Here is a 21,348-nt window from a genome sequence, read left to right as displayed (position 1 = left end):
TCGCTGAGCGGCACAGTGCGCAAGACTCGCGCAACCCTGCCGTCGAACCACGCGGCGAGATGACAAAAGGAGATCAGGGCGTGCTCATCCGTAGAAGTCGGACGCTCGCGGCCACATTAGTGGCGGCGGCGGCCATGGGTCTGATCGCGACCGGGGTCTCCCCCGTGACCGCGGCACCCGTGGCACAGAGCGCGGACATCGCCGACCAGCTTCGGGCGATCCCCGGGCTGACCGTGGTGTCCGAATCCGCTACCCCGCCCGCCGGGTACCGGTTCTTCAAGCTCACCTACAACCAGCCGGTCGACCACCGCGACGCCTCGGGCCAGCCGTTCGAGCAGCGGTTCCAGTTGCTGCACAAGGCCACCGACCGGCCGATGATCCTGCACACCACCGGCTACAACATGCCGGCGAACGCGTTCCGCTCCGAGCCGACGCGGCTCGTCGACGGCAACCAGATCTCGGTGGAGCAGCGGTTCTTCAGCCCGAGCCGCCCGGACCCGGCCGACTGGGACGACCTGAACATCTGGCAGGCCGCCACCGACCACCACCGCATCGTCGAGGCCCTGAGCCCCGTCTACGCGCAGAAGTGGATCTCCACCGGGGCCAGCAAGGGCGGCATGACCTCGGTCTACCACCGCCGCTTCTACCCCGGTGACGTCGACGGCGTCGTCGCCTACGTCGCGCCCAACGACAAGATGAACCGCCTCGACAGCGCGTACGACAAGTTCTTCGACACCGTCGGCACCGACGCGGACTGCCGCGCCCGCCTCGACGGCGTGCAGCGGGAGGCGCTGACCAGGCGCACCGAGATGCTGGCGAAGTACAAGGCGCACGCGCAGGCCGATGGGATGACCTTCAACCAGGTCTTCGGCGACATCGACAAGGCCTTCGAGATGGTCGTCCTCGACACCGCGTGGGCGTTCTGGCAGTACTCGAAGCAGGCGGACTGCGCGACGGTGCCCGCGGCGACGGCGTCGACCGATGAGCTCTACACCTTCATCGACAACGTCAGCGGCTTCTCGTTCTACTCCGACCAGGGGATCCTCCCCTACGCGCCGTACTTCCGGCAGGCCGCGACCCAGCTCGGCTGGCCGTCGCTGACCTTCGACCACCTCCGGGGCCTCACCAAGTACCCGGGGCTCTACCAGGCGAACTCGAGCCTGCCGCCGAACCTGCGGGCCCGGCACGACGCGCGGCCGATGCTCGACATCGACTCGTGGGTGCGGACCCGGTCGAGCGAGATGCTGTTCGTCTACGGCCAGAACGACCCGTGGGGCGCGGAGCCGTTCGTGCCCAGCGGCCGCGACTCGTTGACCTACACCGCGCCGGGCGCCAACCACGGGGCGAACATCGCCGCGCTGGTCCCGGCCGAGCGTGACGCCGCGACGGCGGCGCTGCGTCGCTGGGCGGGTGTCGCGGTCCCGACCGTGCAGTCTTCGCAGTCGGCCGACATCACGGTTCCCGAGGTCAGCGACCTCGACCGGGCCGAGCCACGCAACACTCGTCGCCCCTTCTAGTCGACGAAAATGACGCGCCCCGGCGGACTTTCCGCCGGGGCGCGTTTTTCGTTCGTGTGCCGTGTCGAACCGCGCCCGGCCCGTTCGACGCCTTCGTGGCAGGCTCACCACGGGCCGCACGAAAGGAGTTCTCGATGAGGTACATGGTGTTCGTCAACATGGCCGAGGACGTCGGCAACCCACCGCAGGAGCTGGTCGACGTCATGGGCGCGGAGATGGACCAGATGTTCGGCGCCGGGTCGATGCTCGACGCGGGCGGCCTGTTCGGCCTCAAGGACAGCACCGAGGTCCGGCTGACCGGGGGCGAGGTCACGGTGACCGACGGCCCGTACACCGAGGCCAAGGAGGTCGTCGGCGGCTACGCGGTCATCGAGGCCCGCAGCCACGAGGAGGCGGTGGCGGGCGCGCGCCGGGTCGTCCAGATCCACAAGGACCACTGGCCCGACTGGGAAGGCTCGGTGCTGGTCCGCCAGATCGGCGGCCCGCCGCCCCGGACTTGATCCGGCGTCACACGGGTGCTCTGATCGTCCACTGTGGGCACCCGAGAGACTGACCCGGCCGTCGCGGCGGTGTGGCGGCACGAGTCGACGCGGCTGGTCGCCGGTCTCGTGCGGATGACCCGGGACGTGGGTCTGGCCGAGGATCTCGCGCAGGACGCGCTGGTCGCGGCGATCGAGCAGTGGCCCGAGTCGGGCGTCCCGGACAACCCGGGCGCCTGGCTCATGGCCGTGGCCAAGCGGCGCGCGGTCGACCACTTCCGGCGCGCGGACACGCTGCGCCGCAAGACCGAGGAACTCGGGCACGCGACGAGCGAGTCGCACATCCCCGATTTCGCCGGGGCGGTCGACTACATCGAGGACGACGTCCTGCGGCTGATGTTCATGACCTGCCATCCGGTCCTGCCCACCGAGGCGCGGGTCGCGCTGACCCTGCGCCTGGTCGGCGGCCTGACGACCGCGGAGATCGCCCGCGGATTCCTGGCGAAGGACGCCACCATCGGCCAACGCGTGTCCCGCGCCAAGCGCACCCTCACCGAGGCGAAGGTCGAGTTCGACCTGCCCACCGGGCGCGAGCGCCGAGCGCGGCTGGCCGACGTCATGGGCGTGATCTACCTCGTGTTCAACGAGGGCTACTCGGCCACCGCGGGCGGGGACTGGATGCGCCCGGCCCTGTGCGAGGAGGCGATGCGGCTGGCCCGGGTGCTGGCCGCGCTGGTCCCCGACGAGCCCGAGGCACACGGATTGCAGGCGCTGCTGGAGATCCAGGCCTCACGCACCGCCGCGCGGACCGCCGCCGACGGCTCCCCCGTGCTGCTGCTGGAGCAGGACCGCTCCCGCTGGGACCGGCTGCTGATCCGCCGCGGCCTCGACGCGCTCGACCGGGCCGAGGCACTCGACGTGCCGGTCGGCCCCTACGTCATCCAGGCCGCGATCGCCGCGTGCCACGCCCGCGCGGCTCGGGCCGAGCACACCGACTGGGCGCGCATCGCAGGCCTCTACGACGTGCTGGGCGGGCTCGCGCCGAACCCGGTGGTGGAGGTCAACCGCGCGGTCGCGCACGGCATGGCGTTCGGGCCGGAGGCGGGGCTGGCCGTGTTGGCGCCGTTCGAGGGGGAAAGGTCGCTGGCGGGCTATCACCTCCTTGCCAGCGTGCGCGGCGACCTGCTCCTCAAGGCCGGGCGGGGCGCGGAGGCGAAGGCCGAGTTCGAGCGTGCGGCGGCGTTGACCGGCAACGAACGCGAGCGTGAGCTGCTCTCCGCACGGGCCGCGCGAATATCTTGAAACCCGTGTCGAAACCGGGCGACTACGCGAACAAATGTTGGTCCCACCTGGGAACGAGTTTTGGCCCCACTTGTTGATCTGCCGGCTGGCTCCTTTCGGTGTCCTGGGAGACTGGCGAGTTGGGCTGCCAGGTGGTTCTTGTCTGTCGTGTGCCCCGGCCCGTTCTTTCCGAAGCAGGTGCCAGAGTCAGGAGGGCAGGGTCATGTCCAGCGCGCAGTTGTATGACACCATCGGAGCCACTTACGCCGTGACGCGGCGTACCGAGCCGCGGATCGCGTCCCAGGTCTGGGCCGCGCTCGGCGATGCGCGGACCGTGCTGAATGTCGGGGCGGGCACCGGCTCTTACGAGCCCTCCGACCGTGACGTCACCGCGGTGGAGCCGTCGGCGGTCATGCGGGCGCAGCGCCCCGCAGGCGCAGCGCCGTGCGTGGCTGCCTTCGCGGAGAGCCTTCCGTTCGAGGACCAGTCCTTCGACGCCGCGATGGCTTTCGCCACCATCGATCACTGGCAGGACCCGATGGCGGGTCTGCGCGAGATGCGTCGTGTCGCTCGCCGCGTGGTGGTGTTCACGAAGGACTTCAGTGCCCTCGATCTGTTTTGGCTGGATCGCGATTATCTGCCCGAGCGCGCTGGCCTTCTCGTCGGCCGGCCGTCGCCGGCCGAGCTGGCCCGCTCGATCGGAGCCCGGGTGGAACCGGTGCTCATTCCGTGGAACTGCGCGGACGGCTTCTACGAGGCCTACTGGCGCAGGCCCGAGGCGTACCTGGATGAGAATATCCGCCGCGGGATGTCGATCTGGGCCAGAGTCGGGCCGGTCGCCGAACAGCGGGCAGTGCGCAGCCTCCGTGATGACCTCGCATCCGGCCAGTGGGCCGAACGCAACCGCGACTTCGTCGATCTCGACGCGGCAGACCTTGGCGGGCGTCTGCTCATCGCCTGAACGGGTCGTCCAGGCGCGGCGGCGAATTGGACGCTGTCCAGGTACCAGCCCAGGCAGGCCCGTGGGTGGTAGCCGCGATCGGCGCCGCCGAAGGCGGCGCCATGTCACAGCGCCATGTCACAGTAGGGTTTGGCGGCATGGGGTGGTTGCGGGTCGGCAGAGTCGGCGGTGGCGCAGATCGGCCGGAGCCGAAGGTTGTGCGTGCCCCGCGGTGGCCTGATGCGGCGCTTGCCGCCGCGGTCGCTGAGGCTGATGAGGGCAGGGTTCGGGCCGCTGGAACGGTTTTGACCGAGTGCCGCGCGGACGCTGAGCTGCGCGCGCACCGCGTCGACGTCCTGGCCGAGCGGCTCATCGGGTTCGGCGAGCGGGTCCTCGACATCGGTGTGCAGTCCCGGGATCCGGACATGTTCCTGTTGGCGGGCGCGATCTTCACCAAGGAGGCGTGGGCGATCCGCGGCACCGGGTTGTCCGCCGCCGTGGGTGAGAAGCGGTTCCGGGTGTTCCACGCGCATCTGACGCAGGCGGTCGTGCCGCTGCGGCGGGCGGCCGACCTGCTCACCGACGACCCGGTGCCGTGGTCGGAGATGTTCCCGGTGAGCCGCGGGCTGGAGTTCGACCGCGCCCACAAGGACCAGTTGTGGTCCGAAGTGGACAGACGGGCGCCGCTGCTGGTGTCGGCCAATGACAGCCGGGTGCAGACGCTGGCGCCGAAGTGGGGCAAGGGCGACGAGTCCGAGATGCTCGCCTTCGCCCGCGAACGCGTGGCGTTGGCCCCGAACGGCCACCCGGTGGTCGCGGTGCTGGTCTCGGCGGTGTTCGAGACCGCCGCGCACCACGACCGGCGCGTCGGCAACGTCGGCCGGTTCTGCGCCAGGTGGCGCGACGAGCTCGTCGAGGCGTCGGCCAAGTTGCTCGTCGGGACGCTGGCGCTGCCCCGCACCACGTGGGCGCACAATATGTTCGCGGCGGTGTTCGTCGCGATGGGCGACCATGAGCACGCGGCGCCGCACCTGCGCGCGATGGAGGGCCATGTGTCCGTCGCCGCCTGGGACTGGATCGGCGGCGAGCAGCGGTACCGCACGGCCGCGGCCCGCTTGCGCAACTCCTGACCGTTTGACGAAAGGACGCCCCACCCCCATGCCCTCAGCGCAGCCGCCCGTGACCTGGGATCGGGCGTGGCACGACAGCGCGCTCTCGGCCGCGGTCGCGGAGCTGGCCGAGTCGCGGCTGCGGCCGGTGGCCACCATCCTCGCGGAGTGCCGTGACCGCCCCGAAGTCCGGTCGCTGCGGGTGGCGGTGCTGGCCGAGCGGCTCGTCGGGCAGGGCCGGGGCATCCTGGAATTGGCGGAGGACAACGACAACCCGGACCTGCTTGTGTTGGCGGGCACAATTTTCGTGCGGGAGGCACTGGTGATCGCGGGCGACGTGCCGATCACCGAGCTGCCCCGCGGGCGGGCGGCGGTGGCGCTGTCGTACCTGCGCAAGGCGGCGGCCCCGCTCAACCGGGCGGCCGCGGCCCTGCCGAAGGACGCGGTGCCCGTGGACCACCTGCAGCTCGTCGGGTCGCTGCTGGAGGTCGACCGCGGCCGGGTCGACTCAGTGTGGGCGGAATCCCAGCGGCGCTGCCCGACCCTGTTCTCCGCGCACCGCAACCGGCTCACGGTGCTGGCGGCGCGGGAAGACCAGTCCGAGATGCTCGCGTTCGCCCGCGGCTGCGTGGACCGGGCCCGCTCGGGTGACCCGCGGCTGTCGCTGATCGCCTCGGCCCACCTGGCGGTGGCGCGGCGGCTGGGGCGGGTGGCCAAGGACGCCGGTTGGAAGGAGCGGCAGGCCGCGTTCTCCGCGCGGTACGACCACCTCGCCCGCACCAGCCCGGCGGTCGCCGAGGTCGGCCGGGCCGCCGAGCGGTGGCTGCGCGGCCCGGGCGGGCACCCGTTCGCCCTGGAGATCCACAACGTGTTCGCGGCGGTGTTCGCGCAGGCGGGGCAAACCGAGATGGCCCGGCCGCACCTGCGCGCGATCGGCACCCGGTTGACGCCGGTGTGGACGATGGTGGACGGGGAACCTGTCTACCGCAAGGCACTCAAGCGGCACCTGCGGGCGGAGCGGGTCCCGCCGGGGCTTTGACCGGTGTCGTCAGTTCTGGCGGGCGTCGAAGTCGGAGCGGGCGCCGATGATCAGGTGGACGTGGGTGTCGGACCAGCCCTTGAGCTGTCGGACGATCTCCAGCAGCGAGGCCCCGAGGTCGGTCAGCGCGTAGTCGACGGTCACCGGGACGGTCGGGGTGACGGTGCGGATGATCAGCCCGTCGCGTTCGAGGGTGCGCAGGGTCTGGGTGAGCATCTTCTGGCTGACCCCGGCGATCCGCCGGGCGATCTCGGAGTAGCGCATCGGCGAACCGTTGTCCCCCAAGGCGCACAGGACCAGGGTGACCCACTTGTCGGCGAGTCGGTCGAGGACCTGCCTGCTGGCGCAGCCTGCCAGGTAGGAGTCGAACTCGGCCTTGGCCAGGGCACGGCGCTGCGCCGCGGTCATGGTCGGCATCGCACACCTCTTCGTGAGTTACGCACCTACAGGTGCCTACTTACCAATGGAGAGCTACATCCCGCAGGGTAGTCCTCGTACGGACATACCGACACCAGGGAGCTTTCCATGCGAGCCGCCGTGATCACCGCGCCCGGGTCCCCCGACGCCATCGAGATCATCGACATCGCCACCCCCGAGCCCGGCCCGGGCGAGATCCGCGTCCGGGTCGCCGCCGCCGGGGTCAACCCGGTGGACCTGCAGACCCGTTCGGGCGCCTTCCACGACCTGGGCTGGATCAACCAGCCCGACCACGTCGGTCTCGGCTGGGACGTCGCGGGAACCGTCACGGCGGTCGGCCCTGGTACAGGCTTCGCCGTAGGCGATCGGGTCGCCGCGCTGTCCGAGGGCGTCGACCGGGCATTGGGGTCGTACGCGGAAGAGGTCGTCGTGCCCGCGGGCGCGGCTGCCGTGGTGCCCGACGGGCTGTCGCTGACCGACGCCGCCACGGTCCCGCTCAACGCGCTGACCGCGGCACAGGCGGTGAACCTGCTTGGCGTGCCGGAAGGTCGGACACTGCTGGTCACGGGCGCGGCCGGAGGAGTCGGCGGCTACGCGGTCGCCTTCGCCGCCGAGCGCGGTTGGCGGGTGACCGGCCTGGCCCGATCGACCGACGCCGAGTTCGTCGCAGCCGCGGGCGCGTCCGCCCTGATCACCGAACCGACCGGTTCTTACGACGCGGTTGTGGACGCGGCGGTCCTGGCCGACGCGGCGGTCGCCCTGACCCGCGACGGTGGACACTACGTCGGCGTCATCCCGCCCGCGGTGCCCGATGGCGCGGGCCGGGTCCGAACGGAGGCAGTGATGGTCGCCGCCGACAGCCCGACGCTGGCCAAGGCGCTCGCCGCGACCGCCGAGGGCACCCTGCCGGTCCGCATCCACGCGACGCTGCCGCTGGAGCAGGCCGCGCTCGCGCACAAGGCCGTGGCGGCCGGTGGCATCCGCGGCCGCCACCTGCTCATCCCAAGCTGAACAGGCGAACCACACCCGCGACCAGGTCACCTCGTCGCGGGTGTGGTTCGGACCTGGCGTCGACTCACACCTGGTTGGACTCGTCCCCCGCCAACGCCACGCCCAGCCTCCGCATCACTTCCGCGGTCGTTCGCAGTTCCGCGTCCGTGAACTGGGCGGCCACCCGGTTGGTGAAGGCGTGTTGGGCGGCGCCCATGCCGTGGATGGCTTTCCAGCCCGCGTCGCTGGGACGGACCAGTTTCGCCCGGGCGTGGGCCGGGTTCGGCAGGTACTCGGCGAGTCCTCTGTCCACCAACAGGTCCGCTGTTCGCTGGACGCTCTGCCTGGCCATGCCCATTTCGCGGGCGATGTCGGCGACCGAGCGGGGTTGGTCGAGGACGCCGCCGAGCACCTGCCACCACGACGGGGTCAGGCCCTGTGGTCGGGAGATGTGTTCGGCCGCCCGGAGGAATGCGCCGTTGAGGTGGAAGGTGCGCACGATGATGTCGGTCAGCGCGTCACCTCCGGGCGTGCGGGGTTCGGTGCTCACCCGACGGCTTCCATCAGCGCGAAGAACCACTTGGGGTCGCCAGTCGCGTTGAGCTGGTACCACGCCTCCAGCACGTCGGGCTCGTACACGTCGAGCACCCGGAAGATCTCCCGGGCGAACTCCAGCGGGCTGGCCGCACCCGCGGTGATCAGCCCCTGGTCGACGACCGCGCGATCAGGCAGGAAACGCGACTCCCCCTGGTACGCCTCCGCCATCGCCAGTTGCTGGGGCGCGTTTCCGGTGTGCGCGCGGGTGTCGAGCAGGCCCGCCGCCGCGAGACCGACCGTGGCGCCGCAGATGGCGGCGACGGGGCTGCCCGCGTCGAGCCTGCGGGCCGCCGCCTGGGCGAACGCGGCGTGTTCGCCTTCGAGCCAGGAATCCGCGCCGGGCAACAACAGTAGGGCCGCGCCATCGATGTCGGCGTCGGCGATGGTGAGGTCGGGGGTCACGGCGAGCCCGCCCATGGTGGTGATCGGCGCGGCCGTCTCCGCGACCGTGCGCACCCGGAACCGCCCGGGTTCGCGCTGGAAGGCGGGTGAGTTGAGGCCGGCGGTGACGTAACCGATCTCCCAGTCCGCCAGGCCCGAATACACAGCTACGAGGATGTCTGAAGTCATGACAGTATTCTGTCATTTTGACAGTGTCCTGTCAACATGGATCGGCGGCTAAGATTGACGGTGATGCGACGGTTCCGATGGCCCGCGGCCGCCCTGCTCCTGGTGGCGATCCTGATCGGCGGATTCGTCATGGTCGGCGGCGACCCGCCCCGCGCCCCGGCACCGCCGACCGGTCCCCGGGTGCTCGTCGCCATGGGCGACTCCACGATCTCCGGCGAGGCCGCGGGCGACTACGAACCCGGCACCGACGGCGACGGCGGCAACTGGTGCCACCGCTCCACCAACGCCTCCATCCACCACACCGCCCTGCGCGCGGTCGCCGAGACGATCAACCTCGCCTGCTCCGGCGCCCCCTCGGCCCAGGTCGGCCTCGGCGAGACCCAGCAGTACACCGAGGGCTCCCAGGCCCGCAGGCTCGGCATCATCGCCCGGGGCAAGCGGGTCGTGGCGATCCTGCTCTCGGTGGGCGCCAACGACGATCCCGGTTTCGCCCGGGTGCTCGACGCCTGCGTCCAGGCCTGGTTCGACGAACGCAAGCCGGGCTGCGCCGAGGCCAACCGCGACGAATGGCCGCGCCGGGTCGACGCGATGGTGCCCAAGGTCCTGGCCGCCATCGACGACATCCGCGAAGTCATGCACCAGGCCGGCTACCAGCCCACCGACTACCACCTCGTCCTGCAGTCCTACGCCGCCCCGATCGGCCCGGACGCGCTGGCCTCGCTGCGCAACCTCAACGGCTGCCCGTTCCGCGAAGGCGACCTGCGCTGGGTGCGCGAGACCGCGGTGCCGCTGATGACCGAGGGCGTGCGCCGCGTCGCCCGCGAGTCCGGGGTGCGCTTCCTCGACCTGTCCCGCGCCGCCGTCGGCCGCGAGGCGTGCTCCAGCGACGATCCCGCGCGGGAGTGGTTCAGCCGCCTCTCGGTCCGCTGGGCCGACCTGCGCGACGAGGCCCGCTCCACCCACGCCCTGCAGGAATCCTTCCACCCCAACGCGGCAGGCCATGCCGCGTTCGGCCGCTGCCTCGGCGAGTTCCTCACCACCACCGACCGCGCCGCCGCCTGCCTGCCCGGCGCGACCGGCGACCTGCACGCCGCCACCAGCCTCGGGCCGTAACATGGCGCCCCCTCCGGGAGTGCGGCGCGGTCGCTTCTGTGGTGACGTGCGTGGTTGTACGGCTCAGAGAACGACGGCCCAATCGCCCGGGATGTGACGACGCGACACCGGCGTGGACCTGCTGCCCGCGACGGTCTGGGATGGGTTCGAACAGAAGCAGAAGCAGTGGGGCGCCGGCTCATGATCGCGCGCACCCTCGCGGTCGCCTCGGTCCTCGTCCTCGCCGGCTGCTCGTCGCCGCCCTCGGACATGCCCGAGGACTTCGCGGGCACCATCGCCTACGACAGCGGAATGCTTCCCGCGCGGCAGTACGAGTGGACCCTGACGTTCACCACCACCGACGCGACCATGACTTGGCACCCCGGCAACGGCCGCGTCACTCCACCTTGGACCCGCACGGTCCCCCGACCGCCGATGCCCGCGCCGCCCTCTACCGCGACCTGCGCGACGCGGGTGCCTTCGACACCGACGACCGCGGCGACGCGGGTATCGGCGGCCCCACCGGCCGGATCACCTTCACCGCCGACGGCGAAACCTACGACACCGCCCGCCTGGCCGGCGCCAGGCAGTCCCTGCTGCGCGCCGCACACGAAGCCGCCGCGCGCTTACTGCCGCCCGACGTGTGGGCGGAGTTCGAGCGCATGCAGAAAGCGTTCGGCGGCTGACCAGCGGGCGCGGTACAACTCACCGGTGATCCCCGAAGAACTCGACCTCACTGACGACGCCACCGCGACCGCCGTGCACGCCGTCGGCCTGCGCTCCTACCGGGTGGAAGCCGACCTGATCGGGTTCGACGGCATCCCGCCGCTGCATGAGTCCCGTGCGGACATGCGCGCCCAGCCGCTGCGCTGGCTGGGCTGCCGCGCCGACGGTGTGCCGGTCGCGTTCATCGCGTGGGCGCAGCACGACAGAGTCGACATCGACCGGCTGTGCGTGGACCCGTCCTGGTTCCGCCGCGGCCTGGCGACGACCCTGTTGCGCGCGCTGCTCGACCGCACCGAAGGCGACGTCACCGTCGCCACCGGAGCCGAGAACACCCCCGCGGTGTCGCTCTACCAGCGCGCCGGATTCATCCGGACCGGCACCGTCGAACCCGCGCCCGGCCTCAAGATCGCCACGTTCCGACTACAACGCGGGTGAGCGGCCCTCGTACGGTGTGGACAGCACCACGGTCGTGCGGGTCGACACCTTCGCCTCCTCACGGATCTTGCGCAGCAACTCCTCCAGCCCCGCGGGCGACGCGACCCGCACGAGGAGCACGTAGGAGTGGTCGCCCGCGACGGAGTAGCACGACTCGATCTCGCTGATGTGCACCAGCCGCTGCGGGTAGTCGTCGGGGGCGGCCGGGTCGATCGGCGTCAACGAGATCAACGCGGTCAGCGGCAGCCCGATCGCCTCGGCGTCGAGCCGCGCCGAGTAGCCGCGGATCACCGCGCGCTGCTCCAGCCTGCGCACCCGCTGGTGGACCGCGGACACGCTGAGCCCGACCCGCTCGGCGAGGTCGGTGAAGCTGCACCGCCCGTCGGCGGACAGCTCACGGACAATGGCCTTGTCGATCGGCTCCAACACGTTCTCGGCAGTCATGCGACCACCTCACAAGGTCGGTGGCCGCACTCGCGAAGACGCTGTGTCGACGATTCGCTCGCAAGCTCGCTCATGCCGGCAACACCACCAGGTCGTGCGGGCGGGTGTTGACCGGCTCCACACCGTCGGCGGTGACGACCACGATGTCCTCGATCCGCGCGCCCCAGCGGCCCGGCTGGTAGATGCCCGGCTCGACGCTGAACGCCATGCCTTGCTCCAGCACCAGCGAGTTCCCGGCGACGATGTACGGGTGCTCGTGCACGTCCAGGCCGATGCCGTGGCCGGTGCGGTGGATGAAGAACTCCCCGAACCCGGCCTCGGCGATGATCTCACGCCCCACGGCGTCGACCTGCTCGGCGGTCACGCCCGGCCGGATGAACTCCACCGCGGCGCGCTGCGCCCGCTGCAGGACCGCGTACGTCTCGCGCACATCGGCGTCGCGCGGCTCGCCGACGGCGTAGGTGCGGGTGCTGTCGGAGTTGTAGCCCTCGGCGATCGGGCCGCCGATGTCGACCACGACGACGTCACCGGCCTCGATCACCCGGTCGGACAGGTCGTGGTGCGGGCTGGCGCCGTTGGGGCCGGACCCGACGATCACGAACTCGGTTGACACGTGTCCCTCTTCGACGATGGCGGCGGCGATGTCCGCGCCGACCTCGCGCTCGGTGCGGCCCGCGCGCAGCCACTCGCCCATCCGGGCGTGCACCCGGTCGATCGCCGCGCCCGCTTTGCGCAGCGCGTCGACCTCGGCGGCGTCCTTGCGCATGCGCAGCTCGCCGATCACCGGACCGGCCAGCACCTGCCGCGCCCCAGGGAGGGCGTCGCGCAGCGCCAGCACATGCAGCGCGGGCAGCACGTCGCCGACGGCGACCTGCCCGGCGTCGCCGAGGAGCGCAGCGACCAGCGCGTACGGGTCTTCCCCGTCGACCCAGGTCGCGACCCGCACGCCGAGCGCTTCGGTGGGCGCGTCGGCGTAGCCGGGCGCCTCCAGCTTCGGCACCACCAGAACGGCCTCGCCCGCGGTCACGACCAGGCAGCTCAGCCGCTCGAACGACGACCCGGTCGCGCCGAGCAGGTAGGCCAGGTCCGTGCCCGGCGCGATCACCATGGCATCGACGCCTGCGGCGGCCGCGGCCGCGCGGGCCTTGTCGAGACGGGCCCGCAAGAGCGTCGGGTCAAGGGAGAGGGCAGTGGTCGACATGATCTGCAGCCTAGTCCTGTGTGGCCTAGGGGGTCGCCGCGGCGACCGGCACGGGGCCGGGCTCGGACACCGGCCGGGCGTCCATCTCCCGCCACACGGGGAACACCACCGGGCACACCGTCACCACCAGGTAGGCCACACCCACCGCGACCAGGGTCGGCCCCAGTCCGGCCGCCTCGACCGCCACCCCCGCCGCGACGGCGCCCACCGGGCCGCCGAGCAGCACGACGGCGGTGGTGACGCCGGTGACCATCGGCCGCACGTCGTCGGGGACACGCGCGAACTGCACCACGCCCAAGATGGGGTTGATCGCGCCGCACAGCACGCCGGCCACACCCATCACGACCAGGATCACCGTCAGCCCCGGTTCGGCCGCCATCACCAGGAACCGCGGGCCGCCCACGACGAGGAACGCCACCGTGTAGGTGATCCGCCGCGGCAGCCGCGCCCCGACCCACGCGTACAGCACGGTCCCCAGCATCGCCGCGCCGCCGAACACTCCGAAGATCAGTCCTAAGGAGACACTGCTGGGCAGCACACCACTGTGCAGGACATCGTCGGCGTAGACGGGAATCAGCACCGCCGCGGCCGCCATGTCCAGCAGGTTGGTGACCATGACCATCAGCAGGATCGCCACCATGAGCCGGTCCCCGCGCAGATACGCGAACCCGCGCCGCAGCCGCCCGAAGTAGCTGCCGTCGACCAGTTCCCCGGCGCCCACGTCGGGCACGGCGAGCCGGATCAGCAGCGCGGAGACGAGGAACGTCGCCGCGTCGACGTAGAGCACCTGCTGCGGTCCGATGACGGCGATCAGCACGCCCGCGAGCGGCGCGCCGACCATCTTCGCACCCCGGCTGACCCCGTCGTAGGCGCTCAGCACGCGGGTGGCGCCCGCGCCCGACAACGTGATCAGCGACGCCATCATCGACCAGCGGGCGGTCTCCCCCGGCGTCCTGGTGATGCCGAGCAGGCCCGCCAAGGCCAGCAGGAGCCCGAACGGCAGGCCGGTGGTGGCGAACAGCAGCGGGATCAGCGCCACCACCACCGCCGCCGCCAAGTCGGAGATGACGCTGCTGCGGCGCCTGCCGAGCCGGTCGATCACCGGCCCGCCGGCCAGTGCCGCGACGACCGCGCCCGCCACCTCGACCCCGACTACCAAGCCGGTGCGGGCCGGGCTGCCGGTGGTCTGCAGGACGAACCAGGGCACGGCCAGGAACGTCATCGTCGTGCCGCACACCGACAGCGCGTTCGCGACCAGCAGCGCGACCAGCGGGGACCGGTTCACTGGTCGGTCTCGATCGGGAAGGCCTGGAACTGCACGGCGAACGCCTGGTCACCCTCGGCCGCCGGACGGCGGTAGCGCTCCACGACCGTCTCGATCTCGGCGAAGAACCGCCGCGCCTGCTCCGCGCCCATCGGCAGCAGCCAGTCCGACATCGACGAGGTGTGCCGCCACGGCTCGTCCCAGGTGTGCCGGGAGCGGACGAAGCCGATCGCACGGTCGCGGTAGCCCTCGATGATGTGGCTCATGTAGGCCACCAGGGCGTCCTGCACCTCGGGGTCGTCCTCGGGCAGGGACCGCTCTCGCAACTCGGTGTAGTCCTGCGCGGCCCGCCACCACCGCTCGCGCCGGTTGCCGCGCTCGGTGTCCTCCTCGATGAACCCGGCGTCGGCGAGCTGTCGCAGGTGCCAGCTGGTCGTCCCCGAGCTCTCGCCCAGCCGCTGGGCCAGCCCGGAGGCGGTCCCCGGGCCGTGGGTGCGCAGCAGCCCGAGCAGGCGAACGCGCATCGGGTGGGCGAGAACCTTCAGGCCCTCGACGTTCATCTGGTGATAAGTCGGCTGCCCCATATCCCGAGCATAGATCGCAGAGATTTCTTTGCAAAGAAGTCTCTGCGATCTTTTTGTGGCAGGCTTCCCCTCGTGAGCGGACCCCTCGTGCTGTTGGACTCGGCAGGGCTGTACTTCCGGTCCTTCTACGCCCTCCCCGAGTCGATGACCTCCCCCGACGGCGTTCCCGTCAACGCCGTGCGCGGCTTCGCCGGGATGGTCGCCCAGATCATCACCGAACGCCGCCCCGCGCGACTGGTGGCGTGCCTCGACGCCGATTGGCGCCCGGCCTTCCGCGTCGCCGCGATCCCCAGCTACAAGGCGCAGCGGGTGGCTGATCCGGTCAACAACATCGAGGAAGTCCCCGACACCCTCACCCCGCAGGTCCCGATCATCATCGAACTGCTCGACGCGATGGGCCTGTGCATGGCCCAGGCCATCGGCTACGAGGCCGACGACGTCATCGGCACCCTCGCCGACCGCGAGACCGACGCGCCGGTCGAGATCATCACCGGCGACCGCGACCTGTTCCAGTGCGTCCGCGACGAGCCGACCCACACACGGGTGATCTACGTGGGGCGCGGCTGGTCGAAGGCCGAGGTCATCGGACCGCTCGAACTCGCCCAGCGCTACGGCCTGCCGCCACGCGGCGACGCCTACGCCGACATGGCCGTCCTGCGTGGCGACCCGTCCGACGGCCTGCCCGGCATCGCGGGCATCGGCGAGAAGACGGCGGCGAAGCTGATCAGCAAGTTCGGCTCGCTTTCCGCCCTGGTGGCCGCGGCCGCCGACCCGTCCAGCGACGTCCCCCTGCGGGTGCGCACGGCGTTCGTCGCCGACGCCAAGTACCTCGCCGCCGCACCGAAGGTCGTCGCCGTCGCCACCGACGCGCCACTCGACATCCGGGGTGAGCAGAAGATGCCGACCGAGATCGCCGACCTGGAACGGGTCCGCGAACTCCAGGAGCGCTGGGACCTCGGCGCGCCGGTCGACCGGCTGATCGCCGCGATCACCGGATCGCGGTGAACGCCACGACCGGCGGCCGGTCGGGCGTGCGCACCTGATCGAACTCCCCGCGCAGTCCCCACGCAGTCGCCGGCACGTCGACGCCGCTCCAGCCCGCGGTGCGTCGGTAGACCCAGCCAGTGCGCGGTTGAGCGGGGTGTCGGCCAAGCGCCTGTCGATCACGAACAGCCTGCCGCCAGGCCGCAGCGCCGCCCGCGCGGCGCTGACCGAGAACGACGCCGGTGTGCGGCCAATTCGTGCCGAACCCAGCCCAACCAGTTCCACAACGTCGCCATCTGGAGACAGCTCGGGCGCGTGACCGGCTTGCGGTCACGCGCCCGATGGTGAAATCCAGGGACTACTTGTCGCTCGGTGGAGCGACCTCGTACTCGCCGTTGTCGTTGCGGACCGTGATGTTCACCGTGCGCTTCTCACCATCGATGGTGGCCTCGCAGGTGAACTGGCTGTCCTTCTTGACCGCCTGGTCCGACGGGCAGGTCACCGACTCGACCTTCTCGATGTTGTACTTGTCGGTCAGGATCGACTTCACACCGTCCTGCACGGCGACCTGGTCGAAGACCTTCGTGACGAGGAAGCCGGGCTTGAAGAAGCCCGTGACCGCGAACGCGCCCGCCAGGAGCACGACAACGACGACGACGATCCACAGGCCGGTGCTGCTCTTCTTGGCAGGCACGCCGGGGTATCCGCCTGGAGGCGGGTAGCCGCCCTGCTGGTGCGGCTGCCCGTAAGGCTGCTGTTGCTGCTGGGGATACCCACCCATGGGGTACTGCTGCGTGGGCTGCGGCTGCTGGCCGCCACCGGGCTGGCCGTAGGGCTGCTGCTGCTCGCCGCCGGGCTGGGCGTAGGGCTGCGGCTGCCCGTAAGGCTGCTGCTGCGGGTACCCACCGCCCTGGGCGGGGAACCCGCCAGACGGAGTCCCGGGTGGTGTCGGACCGGCACCGTAGGGCTGCTGCGGCTGCCCCCACTGCTGCGGATCATTCCCACCGGACGGCCCATAAGGGCTGCTCATGTCTCGCCTCCGCCTGAATCGAGGTCACGCGCCCAATGCCCGAACATCGAACACCTCTGCGCGCGATCCAACCACAGCCCGCCGGTCAACCCCAGCCTGACTGGCGGCGTGTTCACCACACCGCAATGACCTGTCACCTGATCACACCATGGCTTGACCGCCACCTCACAGCGACGCCGTAGCCACGCCCATGCTGGCCATGCGCCGCCGGCGGCCGCGCTGCTGACGTTGCGTGGTCTGCAGGGTTCTCGTTGCCGGGTGCCTGTTTGAGTGGTTCGCCTTGATTCGGGGACCCCTCGAAATGGGGCTGTGCGGGTTAAAAGGCGGGGCGAAGGAACCCCACCCGCACCGCGAGTTCAGCCCCATTTCCCCCGAATCAAGGCGAGCCACCCAAACAGGCCGTTCTGTTGGGCCCCTTGCGTTCGAGGGCTGTTTCGTTCCGCTCCCTGATCTTCGCGGCACCTTCGTACCGGCCCTTCGTGCCGCCCTACCCGTTCGGCACCCTCCGTACCGCCCTGCGTGTTCCGGCACCTTTTGTGCCGCCCTACCCGTTCGGCACGGTTCGTACCGCCCTGCGCGTTCCGGCACCTCCGTACCGCCCTGCGCGTTCCGCGCACCTTCGGACCCCCCTGCGCGTTCCGCACCTTCGTGCCGCCCTCCCGTTGCAGCCACGCCGGTCCGCACCTCGCCCACTCCCCACCTTCGGGCCGCCTTGGTTCCGTACTCGCGTTCGGGCCGTTTCGTGCGGCCCTCGCTCTTGCCCGATCGTTCCCGGCTCGCGTCGGGTCTCTGTGGGTTCCGCCCTCAAGTCCGGGGGCGGATCGTCGGTTCGGTGGTGTCGTCGGGTGGTGCGGGTCGCGATGGCGGCCAGGTGGGACTTCACTCCCCTAGGCAGTCGCCAGCGCCACCACGCCTCGGCGGATCGCCTTGACGGCTTCGCGGGCTGTGGCGCCGACGGGGGCGCCTTCGCCCATGACGTCTCGGATTTGGTCCAGTAGGTCGATTACCTGGCGGCACCAGCGGACGAAGTCGCCCGCGGAGAGTTCCTGGCCTGCCGAGTCGGCGGCGGTGATCACCTTTTCCAGGGACTCGCCGCGGACCCAGCGGTACACCGTCCAGGCGAAGCCTGGGTCGGGTTGGCGGGTCTTCTCCAGCCGGTGGTGGCGTTCGTCGCCTTCCAGTTCGGCCCAGAGTTGGGCCGTTGCCTTCAATGCGTCCTCGACGGCGCCTCCCGGGACGCGGGCCTCGATCGGGCCGTCGCGGCGGGCCTCGAAGACCAGGGACGACACCACGGCCGCCAGTTCGGCCGGGTTCAGGCGGTCCCACACGCCGTGGCGGAGGCACTCCGCGGCCAGCAGGTCCGACTCGCTGTAGAGGCGGGCGAGGCGCTTGCCGTGTTCGGTCACCACCTGTTCGCCCTGCTTCTCCCCCGTCCCCGGCGCCAGGTAGCCGCGCTCGGTCAGCAGGCCGCGGATCCGGTCGAACGCCCGGGCCAGGGAGTGGGTCGTCGCCGCGACCTTGCGTTCTACCTGCTCGGTCTCGGAAAGCAACCGCTGATACCGCTCCGCCCACCGGGCGTGGTTCTCCCGGTCGTCGCAGCCGTGGCATGGGTGTGCGCGCAACGCGCGGCGGGCCGCCGCCAAGTCGGCGTCGTCGTCGACGCCGGTGCGGCGCCGGACCCGTGGGGGCAGCTCGATCCCGGCCGCGCGCAGGGTCGTGGCCAGGTCTCGGCGGGACCGTGGTGAGCGCACGTCCACCTGCTTGGGCAGCCGAACCCGGCCGAGCACCGTCACCGGGTTCGGGAAGTCCGACACGGACAGCCTGCCCGCCCACCGGTCTTCGGTCACGACCAGCGGCCGTGGCTCGCCCATCGCGTCAAGACCTGGGTCGATCACGATCGCCAACCCGGACCGGCGGCCCGCGGGCACCGCGATCACATCACCCTTGCGCAGCTGCTCCAGGGAGTGCGCCGCCTCGTTCCGCCGGGCCGCGCTGTTCTGCCGCGAGAGCGCCTTCTCCCGGTCGGAGATCTGCTTGCGCAGCGCCGCGTACTGTGTGAAATCGCCCAGGTGGCACGTCATCGACTCCGCGTACCCGGCCAGCGCCTCCCGATTGCGCTCGACCCGCCGGGACAGCCCGACCACCGAGCGGTCGGCCTGGAACTGCGCGAACGACTGCTCCAAAATCTCGCGGGCCTGCACCGCGCCCATCCGGTCGACCAGGTTGACCGCCATGTTGTAGCCCGGGCGGAACGATGACTTGAGCGGGTATGTCCGGGTCGAGGCCAGCCCGGCCACCTGTTTCGGGTCGAGACCGGGCTGCCACACCACGACCGCGTGGCCTTCGACGTCGATCCCCCGGCGGCCGGCGCGGCCGGTGAGCTGGGTGTACTCGCCCGGGGTCAGCTCGACATGCGCTTCGCCGTTGTACTTGACCAGCTTCTCCAGCACGACCGTGCGCGCGGGCATGTTGATGCCCAGCGCCAGCGTCTCGGTCGCGAACACCGCCTTCACCAGGCCGCGCAGGAACAGCTCCTCCACGGTCTCCTTGAACGCGGGCAGCAGCCCGGCGTGGTGCCCGGCGAACCCGCGCTCCAACGCCTCTTTCCACTCCCAGAACCCGAGCACCGTCAGGTCGGCGTCGGGCAGGTCGCGCGTCTTCGAGTCGACGATCCGCCGCACCTCGGCGATCTCGTCCTCGGAGTTGAGCCGCAGCCCCGAGCGCACGCACTGCGACACGGCCGCCTCGCAGCCCGCGCGGCTAAACACGAACACGATCGCGGGCAGCAGACCTTGCGAATCCAGCCGCTCCACGACCTCGACCCGTGAGGGCGGCTTGAACCGCGGCCCACCGTTGCCGCCTGAGCCCCGACCGCCGCGCGAGCGCGGCCCGTGCCACGGCGTGTGGAAGCGGCCGATCTCGTCGGCGCGGCGCACGAGTTCCGGGTTGATCCGCAGCTCGATCCCACTGGGCTCGGACCCGGCGAACAGGTCGAGCATCCGGTTGCCGACCAGCATGTGCTGCCACAGCGGCACCGGCCGGTGCTCGTCGACCACGACAGCGGTGTCGCCGCGCACCGCCACGAGCCATTCGCCGAACTCCTCGGCGTTGGACACCGTGGCCGACAGCGACACCAGGTTCACCCATTCGGGCAGGTGCAGGATCACTTCCTCCCACACCGCCCCGCGGAACCGGTCGGCCAGGTAGTGGACCTCGTCCATCACCACATAGCCGAGCCCCTCCAACGCCCCGGATCGCGCGTAGAGCATGTTGCGCAGCACCTCGGTGGTCATCACGACCACGGGGGCGTTGCCGTTCACCGACGTGTCGCCGGTCAGCAGACCGACCGACTTCGCGCCGTAGCGGGCGGTGAGGTCGGCGAACTTCTGGTTCGACAACGCCTTGATCGGCGTGGTGTAGAAGCATTTGCGGCCCTCGGACAAGGCCAGATGGACCGCGAACTCGCCGACCACCGTCTTGCCCGCGCCCGTGGGGGCGCACAGCAGGACACCGTGGCCCTCCTCCAACGCGGCACACGCGTCGGTCTGGAACGGGTCGAGTTCGAAGGACAGCTCGGCGGCGAACTCAGCCAGTTTCGGGCTGCGCGCGCGACGCCGGGAGGCGGCATACGCCTCAGCGGGGGTGCGGGATGAGCTTGCGGACACAACGCAAGGCTTTCACATCCGACCGACAGGCGTCGCCCGTTATCCACAGGGCACGCCGCGTGCCGTCAGCCCACGATCTCCAGAGCGCCGGGCACGCACTCGACGGCCCACGGCAGCGGACCGATGCGCTCACCGTCGGCATACGCGACCCAGCCGTTGTCCCCGCCGACGGAAACACGGCGCGCGCGCATGGTGCGCACCGCCGGGTGCGAAACGTGCTTGCCGGTCCGCAGGCTCGGCAGGATCCGGATGAGGTCGAGGCGCGAGGCCTTCCCCACGATCGTGACGTCCAGCAGTCCGTCGGCCGGGTCCGCGTCCGGGCACACCGGGATGCCACCGCCGTAGTACGCCGTGTTGCCCACCGCCACCAGCGTCGCGTCCAGCTCGACGCGGCCGTCCTCGGTGTCGAGCACCAGCGGCTTGGGCCGCAGCGCCGCCAGCTCGGCCAGGATCGCCAGGTCGTAGCGTCGCGGCCCGTGCGGCCACCGCATCCGGTTCACCCGTTCGTTGACCGCGGAGTCGAACCCGGCGCACAGCACGCTGGCGAACCACTCGTCGCCCACCCGCCCCAGATCGATCCGCCTACGCCTGCCCGCGCCGATCGCCTCGACCAGCGCGTCGGCCGCGGAAAGGGACTCCATCGGGAATCCGAGGGCTCGCACAAGGTCGTTGCCGGTGCCCGCGGGCACCACCGCGAGCGGCACGTCGTGATCGGCGCAGAACTGGACACCCTGGTGCGCCGACCCGTCGCCGCCCAGCACGACGAGCAGGTCCAGACCCGCGTCACGGGCCCGGACCATCAGCGCGCGCGACTCCGCCACCGAGTTCGCCTCGACCATCGTCAGGTGGTCGACCGCCGCCCGGAGCTTCTCCGCGACCGCACCCGACGCCCGACCCGCGGCACCATGTCCGGACCCAGGATGAACCGCCAGCGCCGCCCGAATGCCCACGTGTTCTCCCGTACCCAGGACCTGGCCGGGGTGG

21 protein-coding genes are annotated in these 21,348 nt (G+C 71.1%); 11 read left to right on the top strand and 10 right to left on the bottom strand.

What is annotated here, in order from left to right:
• Positions 1–80: 80 nt before the first annotated feature.
• The 6 genes from ACUZ2Y_RS03085 (at position 81) to ACUZ2Y_RS03060 (ending at position 6,365) form a co-directional block, all read left to right on the top strand.
• A complete protein-coding gene (locus ACUZ2Y_RS03085) occupies positions 81–1,517 on the top strand; it encodes a S28 family serine protease (RefSeq protein WP_476326670.1) in 1,437 nt (478 codons plus the stop codon).
• 134 nt (positions 1,518–1,651) lie between these two features.
• Positions 1,652–2,017, top strand: a complete 366-nt coding sequence (locus tag ACUZ2Y_RS03080; RefSeq protein WP_476326668.1) for a YciI family protein — start codon at positions 1,652–1,654, stop codon at positions 2,015–2,017.
• Positions 2,018–2,050: 33 nt separating this feature from the next.
• Positions 2,051–3,298 (top strand): RNA polymerase sigma factor, encoded by a 1,248-nt coding sequence (locus ACUZ2Y_RS03075; RefSeq protein ID WP_476326666.1) that lies wholly within the window; start codon positions 2,051–2,053, stop codon positions 3,296–3,298.
• 202 nt (positions 3,299–3,500) lie between these two features.
• Positions 3,501–4,238: a class I SAM-dependent methyltransferase gene (locus ACUZ2Y_RS03070; RefSeq protein ID WP_476326664.1), complete on the top strand. Its 738-nt coding sequence runs from the start codon at positions 3,501–3,503 to the stop codon at positions 4,236–4,238.
• 284 nt (positions 4,239–4,522) lie between these two features.
• Complete coding sequence (locus ACUZ2Y_RS03065; protein ID WP_476326662.1) at positions 4,523–5,347, top strand: hypothetical protein; 825 nt, start codon at positions 4,523–4,525, stop codon at positions 5,345–5,347.
• A gap of 28 nt (positions 5,348–5,375) precedes the next feature.
• Positions 5,376–6,365 carry a hypothetical protein gene (locus ACUZ2Y_RS03060; RefSeq protein WP_476326660.1) on the top strand — a complete coding sequence of 330 codons (990 nt, stop codon included), beginning with the start codon at positions 5,376–5,378 and terminating at the stop codon, positions 6,363–6,365.
• 9 nt (positions 6,366–6,374) lie between these two features.
• Here the strand turns inward: ACUZ2Y_RS03060 and ACUZ2Y_RS03055 are convergent, their stop codons facing one another.
• Positions 6,375–6,782: a winged helix-turn-helix transcriptional regulator gene (locus tag ACUZ2Y_RS03055; RefSeq protein ID WP_476326658.1), complete on the bottom strand. Its 408-nt coding sequence runs from the start codon at positions 6,780–6,782 to the stop codon at positions 6,375–6,377.
• A 108-nt stretch (positions 6,783–6,890) separates the two neighbouring features.
• Between ACUZ2Y_RS03055 and ACUZ2Y_RS03050 the strand changes: the two genes are divergently transcribed.
• Complete coding sequence (locus ACUZ2Y_RS03050; RefSeq protein ID WP_476326656.1) at positions 6,891–7,793, top strand: alcohol dehydrogenase catalytic domain-containing protein; 903 nt, start codon at positions 6,891–6,893, stop codon at positions 7,791–7,793.
• 64 nt (positions 7,794–7,857) lie between these two features.
• Here ACUZ2Y_RS03050 and ACUZ2Y_RS03045 read toward each other — a convergent pair whose 3' ends face one another.
• Together ACUZ2Y_RS03045 and ACUZ2Y_RS03040 are read right to left on the bottom strand one after the other, a co-directional pair.
• Positions 7,858–8,322, bottom strand: coding sequence for a MarR family winged helix-turn-helix transcriptional regulator (locus ACUZ2Y_RS03045; RefSeq protein WP_476326654.1), 465 nt, complete (start codon positions 8,320–8,322; stop codon positions 7,858–7,860).
• Complete coding sequence (locus ACUZ2Y_RS03040) at positions 8,319–8,939, bottom strand: DJ-1/PfpI family protein (RefSeq protein WP_476326652.1); 621 nt, start codon at positions 8,937–8,939, stop codon at positions 8,319–8,321. The genes ACUZ2Y_RS03045 and ACUZ2Y_RS03040 overlap by 4 nt, the downstream gene beginning before the upstream one ends.
• 63 nt (positions 8,940–9,002) lie before the next feature.
• Between ACUZ2Y_RS03040 and ACUZ2Y_RS03035 the strand changes: the two genes are divergently transcribed.
• From ACUZ2Y_RS03035 to ACUZ2Y_RS03025, 3 genes are all read left to right on the top strand, one after another.
• On the top strand, positions 9,003–10,052 hold the full coding sequence (locus tag ACUZ2Y_RS03035; protein WP_476326650.1) for a GDSL-type esterase/lipase family protein: 1,050 nt from the start codon (positions 9,003–9,005) through the stop codon (positions 10,050–10,052).
• A 386-nt stretch (positions 10,053–10,438) separates the two neighbouring features.
• On the top strand, positions 10,439–10,717 hold the full coding sequence (locus tag ACUZ2Y_RS03030; RefSeq protein ID WP_476326648.1) for a hypothetical protein: 279 nt from the start codon (positions 10,439–10,441) through the stop codon (positions 10,715–10,717).
• A 25-nt stretch (positions 10,718–10,742) separates the two neighbouring features.
• Positions 10,743–11,192 (top strand): GNAT family N-acetyltransferase, encoded by a 450-nt coding sequence (locus ACUZ2Y_RS03025; protein WP_476326646.1) that lies wholly within the window; start codon positions 10,743–10,745, stop codon positions 11,190–11,192.
• On the opposite strand, the gene ACUZ2Y_RS03020 is transcribed toward ACUZ2Y_RS03025, so the two are convergent.
• The 4 genes from ACUZ2Y_RS03020 to ACUZ2Y_RS03005 all read right to left on the bottom strand — a co-directional run bounded on the left by ACUZ2Y_RS03020 (position 11,178) and on the right by ACUZ2Y_RS03005 (position 14,685).
• Positions 11,178–11,636, bottom strand: a complete 459-nt coding sequence (locus tag ACUZ2Y_RS03020; RefSeq protein WP_476326645.1) for an Lrp/AsnC family transcriptional regulator — start codon at positions 11,634–11,636, stop codon at positions 11,178–11,180. The two genes, ACUZ2Y_RS03025 and ACUZ2Y_RS03020, sit on opposite strands and share 15 nt — an antisense overlap.
• A 70-nt stretch (positions 11,637–11,706) precedes the next feature.
• Positions 11,707–12,837, bottom strand: coding sequence for a M24 family metallopeptidase (locus ACUZ2Y_RS03015; protein WP_476326643.1), 1,131 nt, complete (start codon positions 12,835–12,837; stop codon positions 11,707–11,709).
• Positions 12,838–12,862: 25 nt separating this feature from the next.
• Positions 12,863–14,122 (bottom strand): MFS transporter, encoded by a 1,260-nt coding sequence (locus tag ACUZ2Y_RS03010; protein ID WP_476326641.1) that lies wholly within the window; start codon positions 14,120–14,122, stop codon positions 12,863–12,865.
• Entirely contained in the window at positions 14,119–14,685 is a 567-nt protein-coding gene (locus tag ACUZ2Y_RS03005; RefSeq protein ID WP_476326639.1) for an ArsR/SmtB family transcription factor, read from the bottom strand. Before ACUZ2Y_RS03005 ends, ACUZ2Y_RS03010 begins: the two co-directional genes overlap by 4 nt.
• A gap of 72 nt (positions 14,686–14,757) precedes the next feature.
• Between ACUZ2Y_RS03005 and ACUZ2Y_RS03000 the strand changes: the two genes are divergently transcribed.
• Positions 14,758–15,690, top strand: a complete 933-nt coding sequence (locus tag ACUZ2Y_RS03000; RefSeq protein ID WP_476326637.1) for a 5'-3' exonuclease — start codon at positions 14,758–14,760, stop codon at positions 15,688–15,690.
• Positions 15,691–16,027: 337 nt separating this feature from the next.
• Here the strand turns inward: ACUZ2Y_RS03000 and ACUZ2Y_RS02995 are convergent, their stop codons facing one another.
• The 3 genes from ACUZ2Y_RS02995 to ACUZ2Y_RS02985 form a co-directional block, all read right to left on the bottom strand.
• Complete coding sequence (locus ACUZ2Y_RS02995) at positions 16,028–16,699, bottom strand: DUF4333 domain-containing protein (RefSeq protein WP_476326635.1); 672 nt, start codon at positions 16,697–16,699, stop codon at positions 16,028–16,030.
• Between the two features lie 887 nt (positions 16,700–17,586).
• The gene (locus ACUZ2Y_RS02990; RefSeq protein WP_476326633.1) at positions 17,587–20,364 is read right to left on the bottom strand and encodes a DEAD/DEAH box helicase; all 2,778 of its coding nucleotides are present in this window, start codon (positions 20,362–20,364) and stop codon (positions 17,587–17,589) included.
• A gap of 65 nt (positions 20,365–20,429) precedes the next feature.
• Entirely contained in the window at positions 20,430–21,314 is an 885-nt protein-coding gene (locus ACUZ2Y_RS02985; RefSeq protein ID WP_476326631.1) for a diacylglycerol/lipid kinase family protein, read from the bottom strand.
• Positions 21,315–21,348 lie beyond the last annotated feature (34 nt).

This window comes from Actinokineospora sp. UV203, from assembly GCF_056323665.1.
The sequence above is the reverse complement of the archived record's forward strand: the minus strand, read 5'-3'. Positions and strand labels throughout refer to the sequence as shown.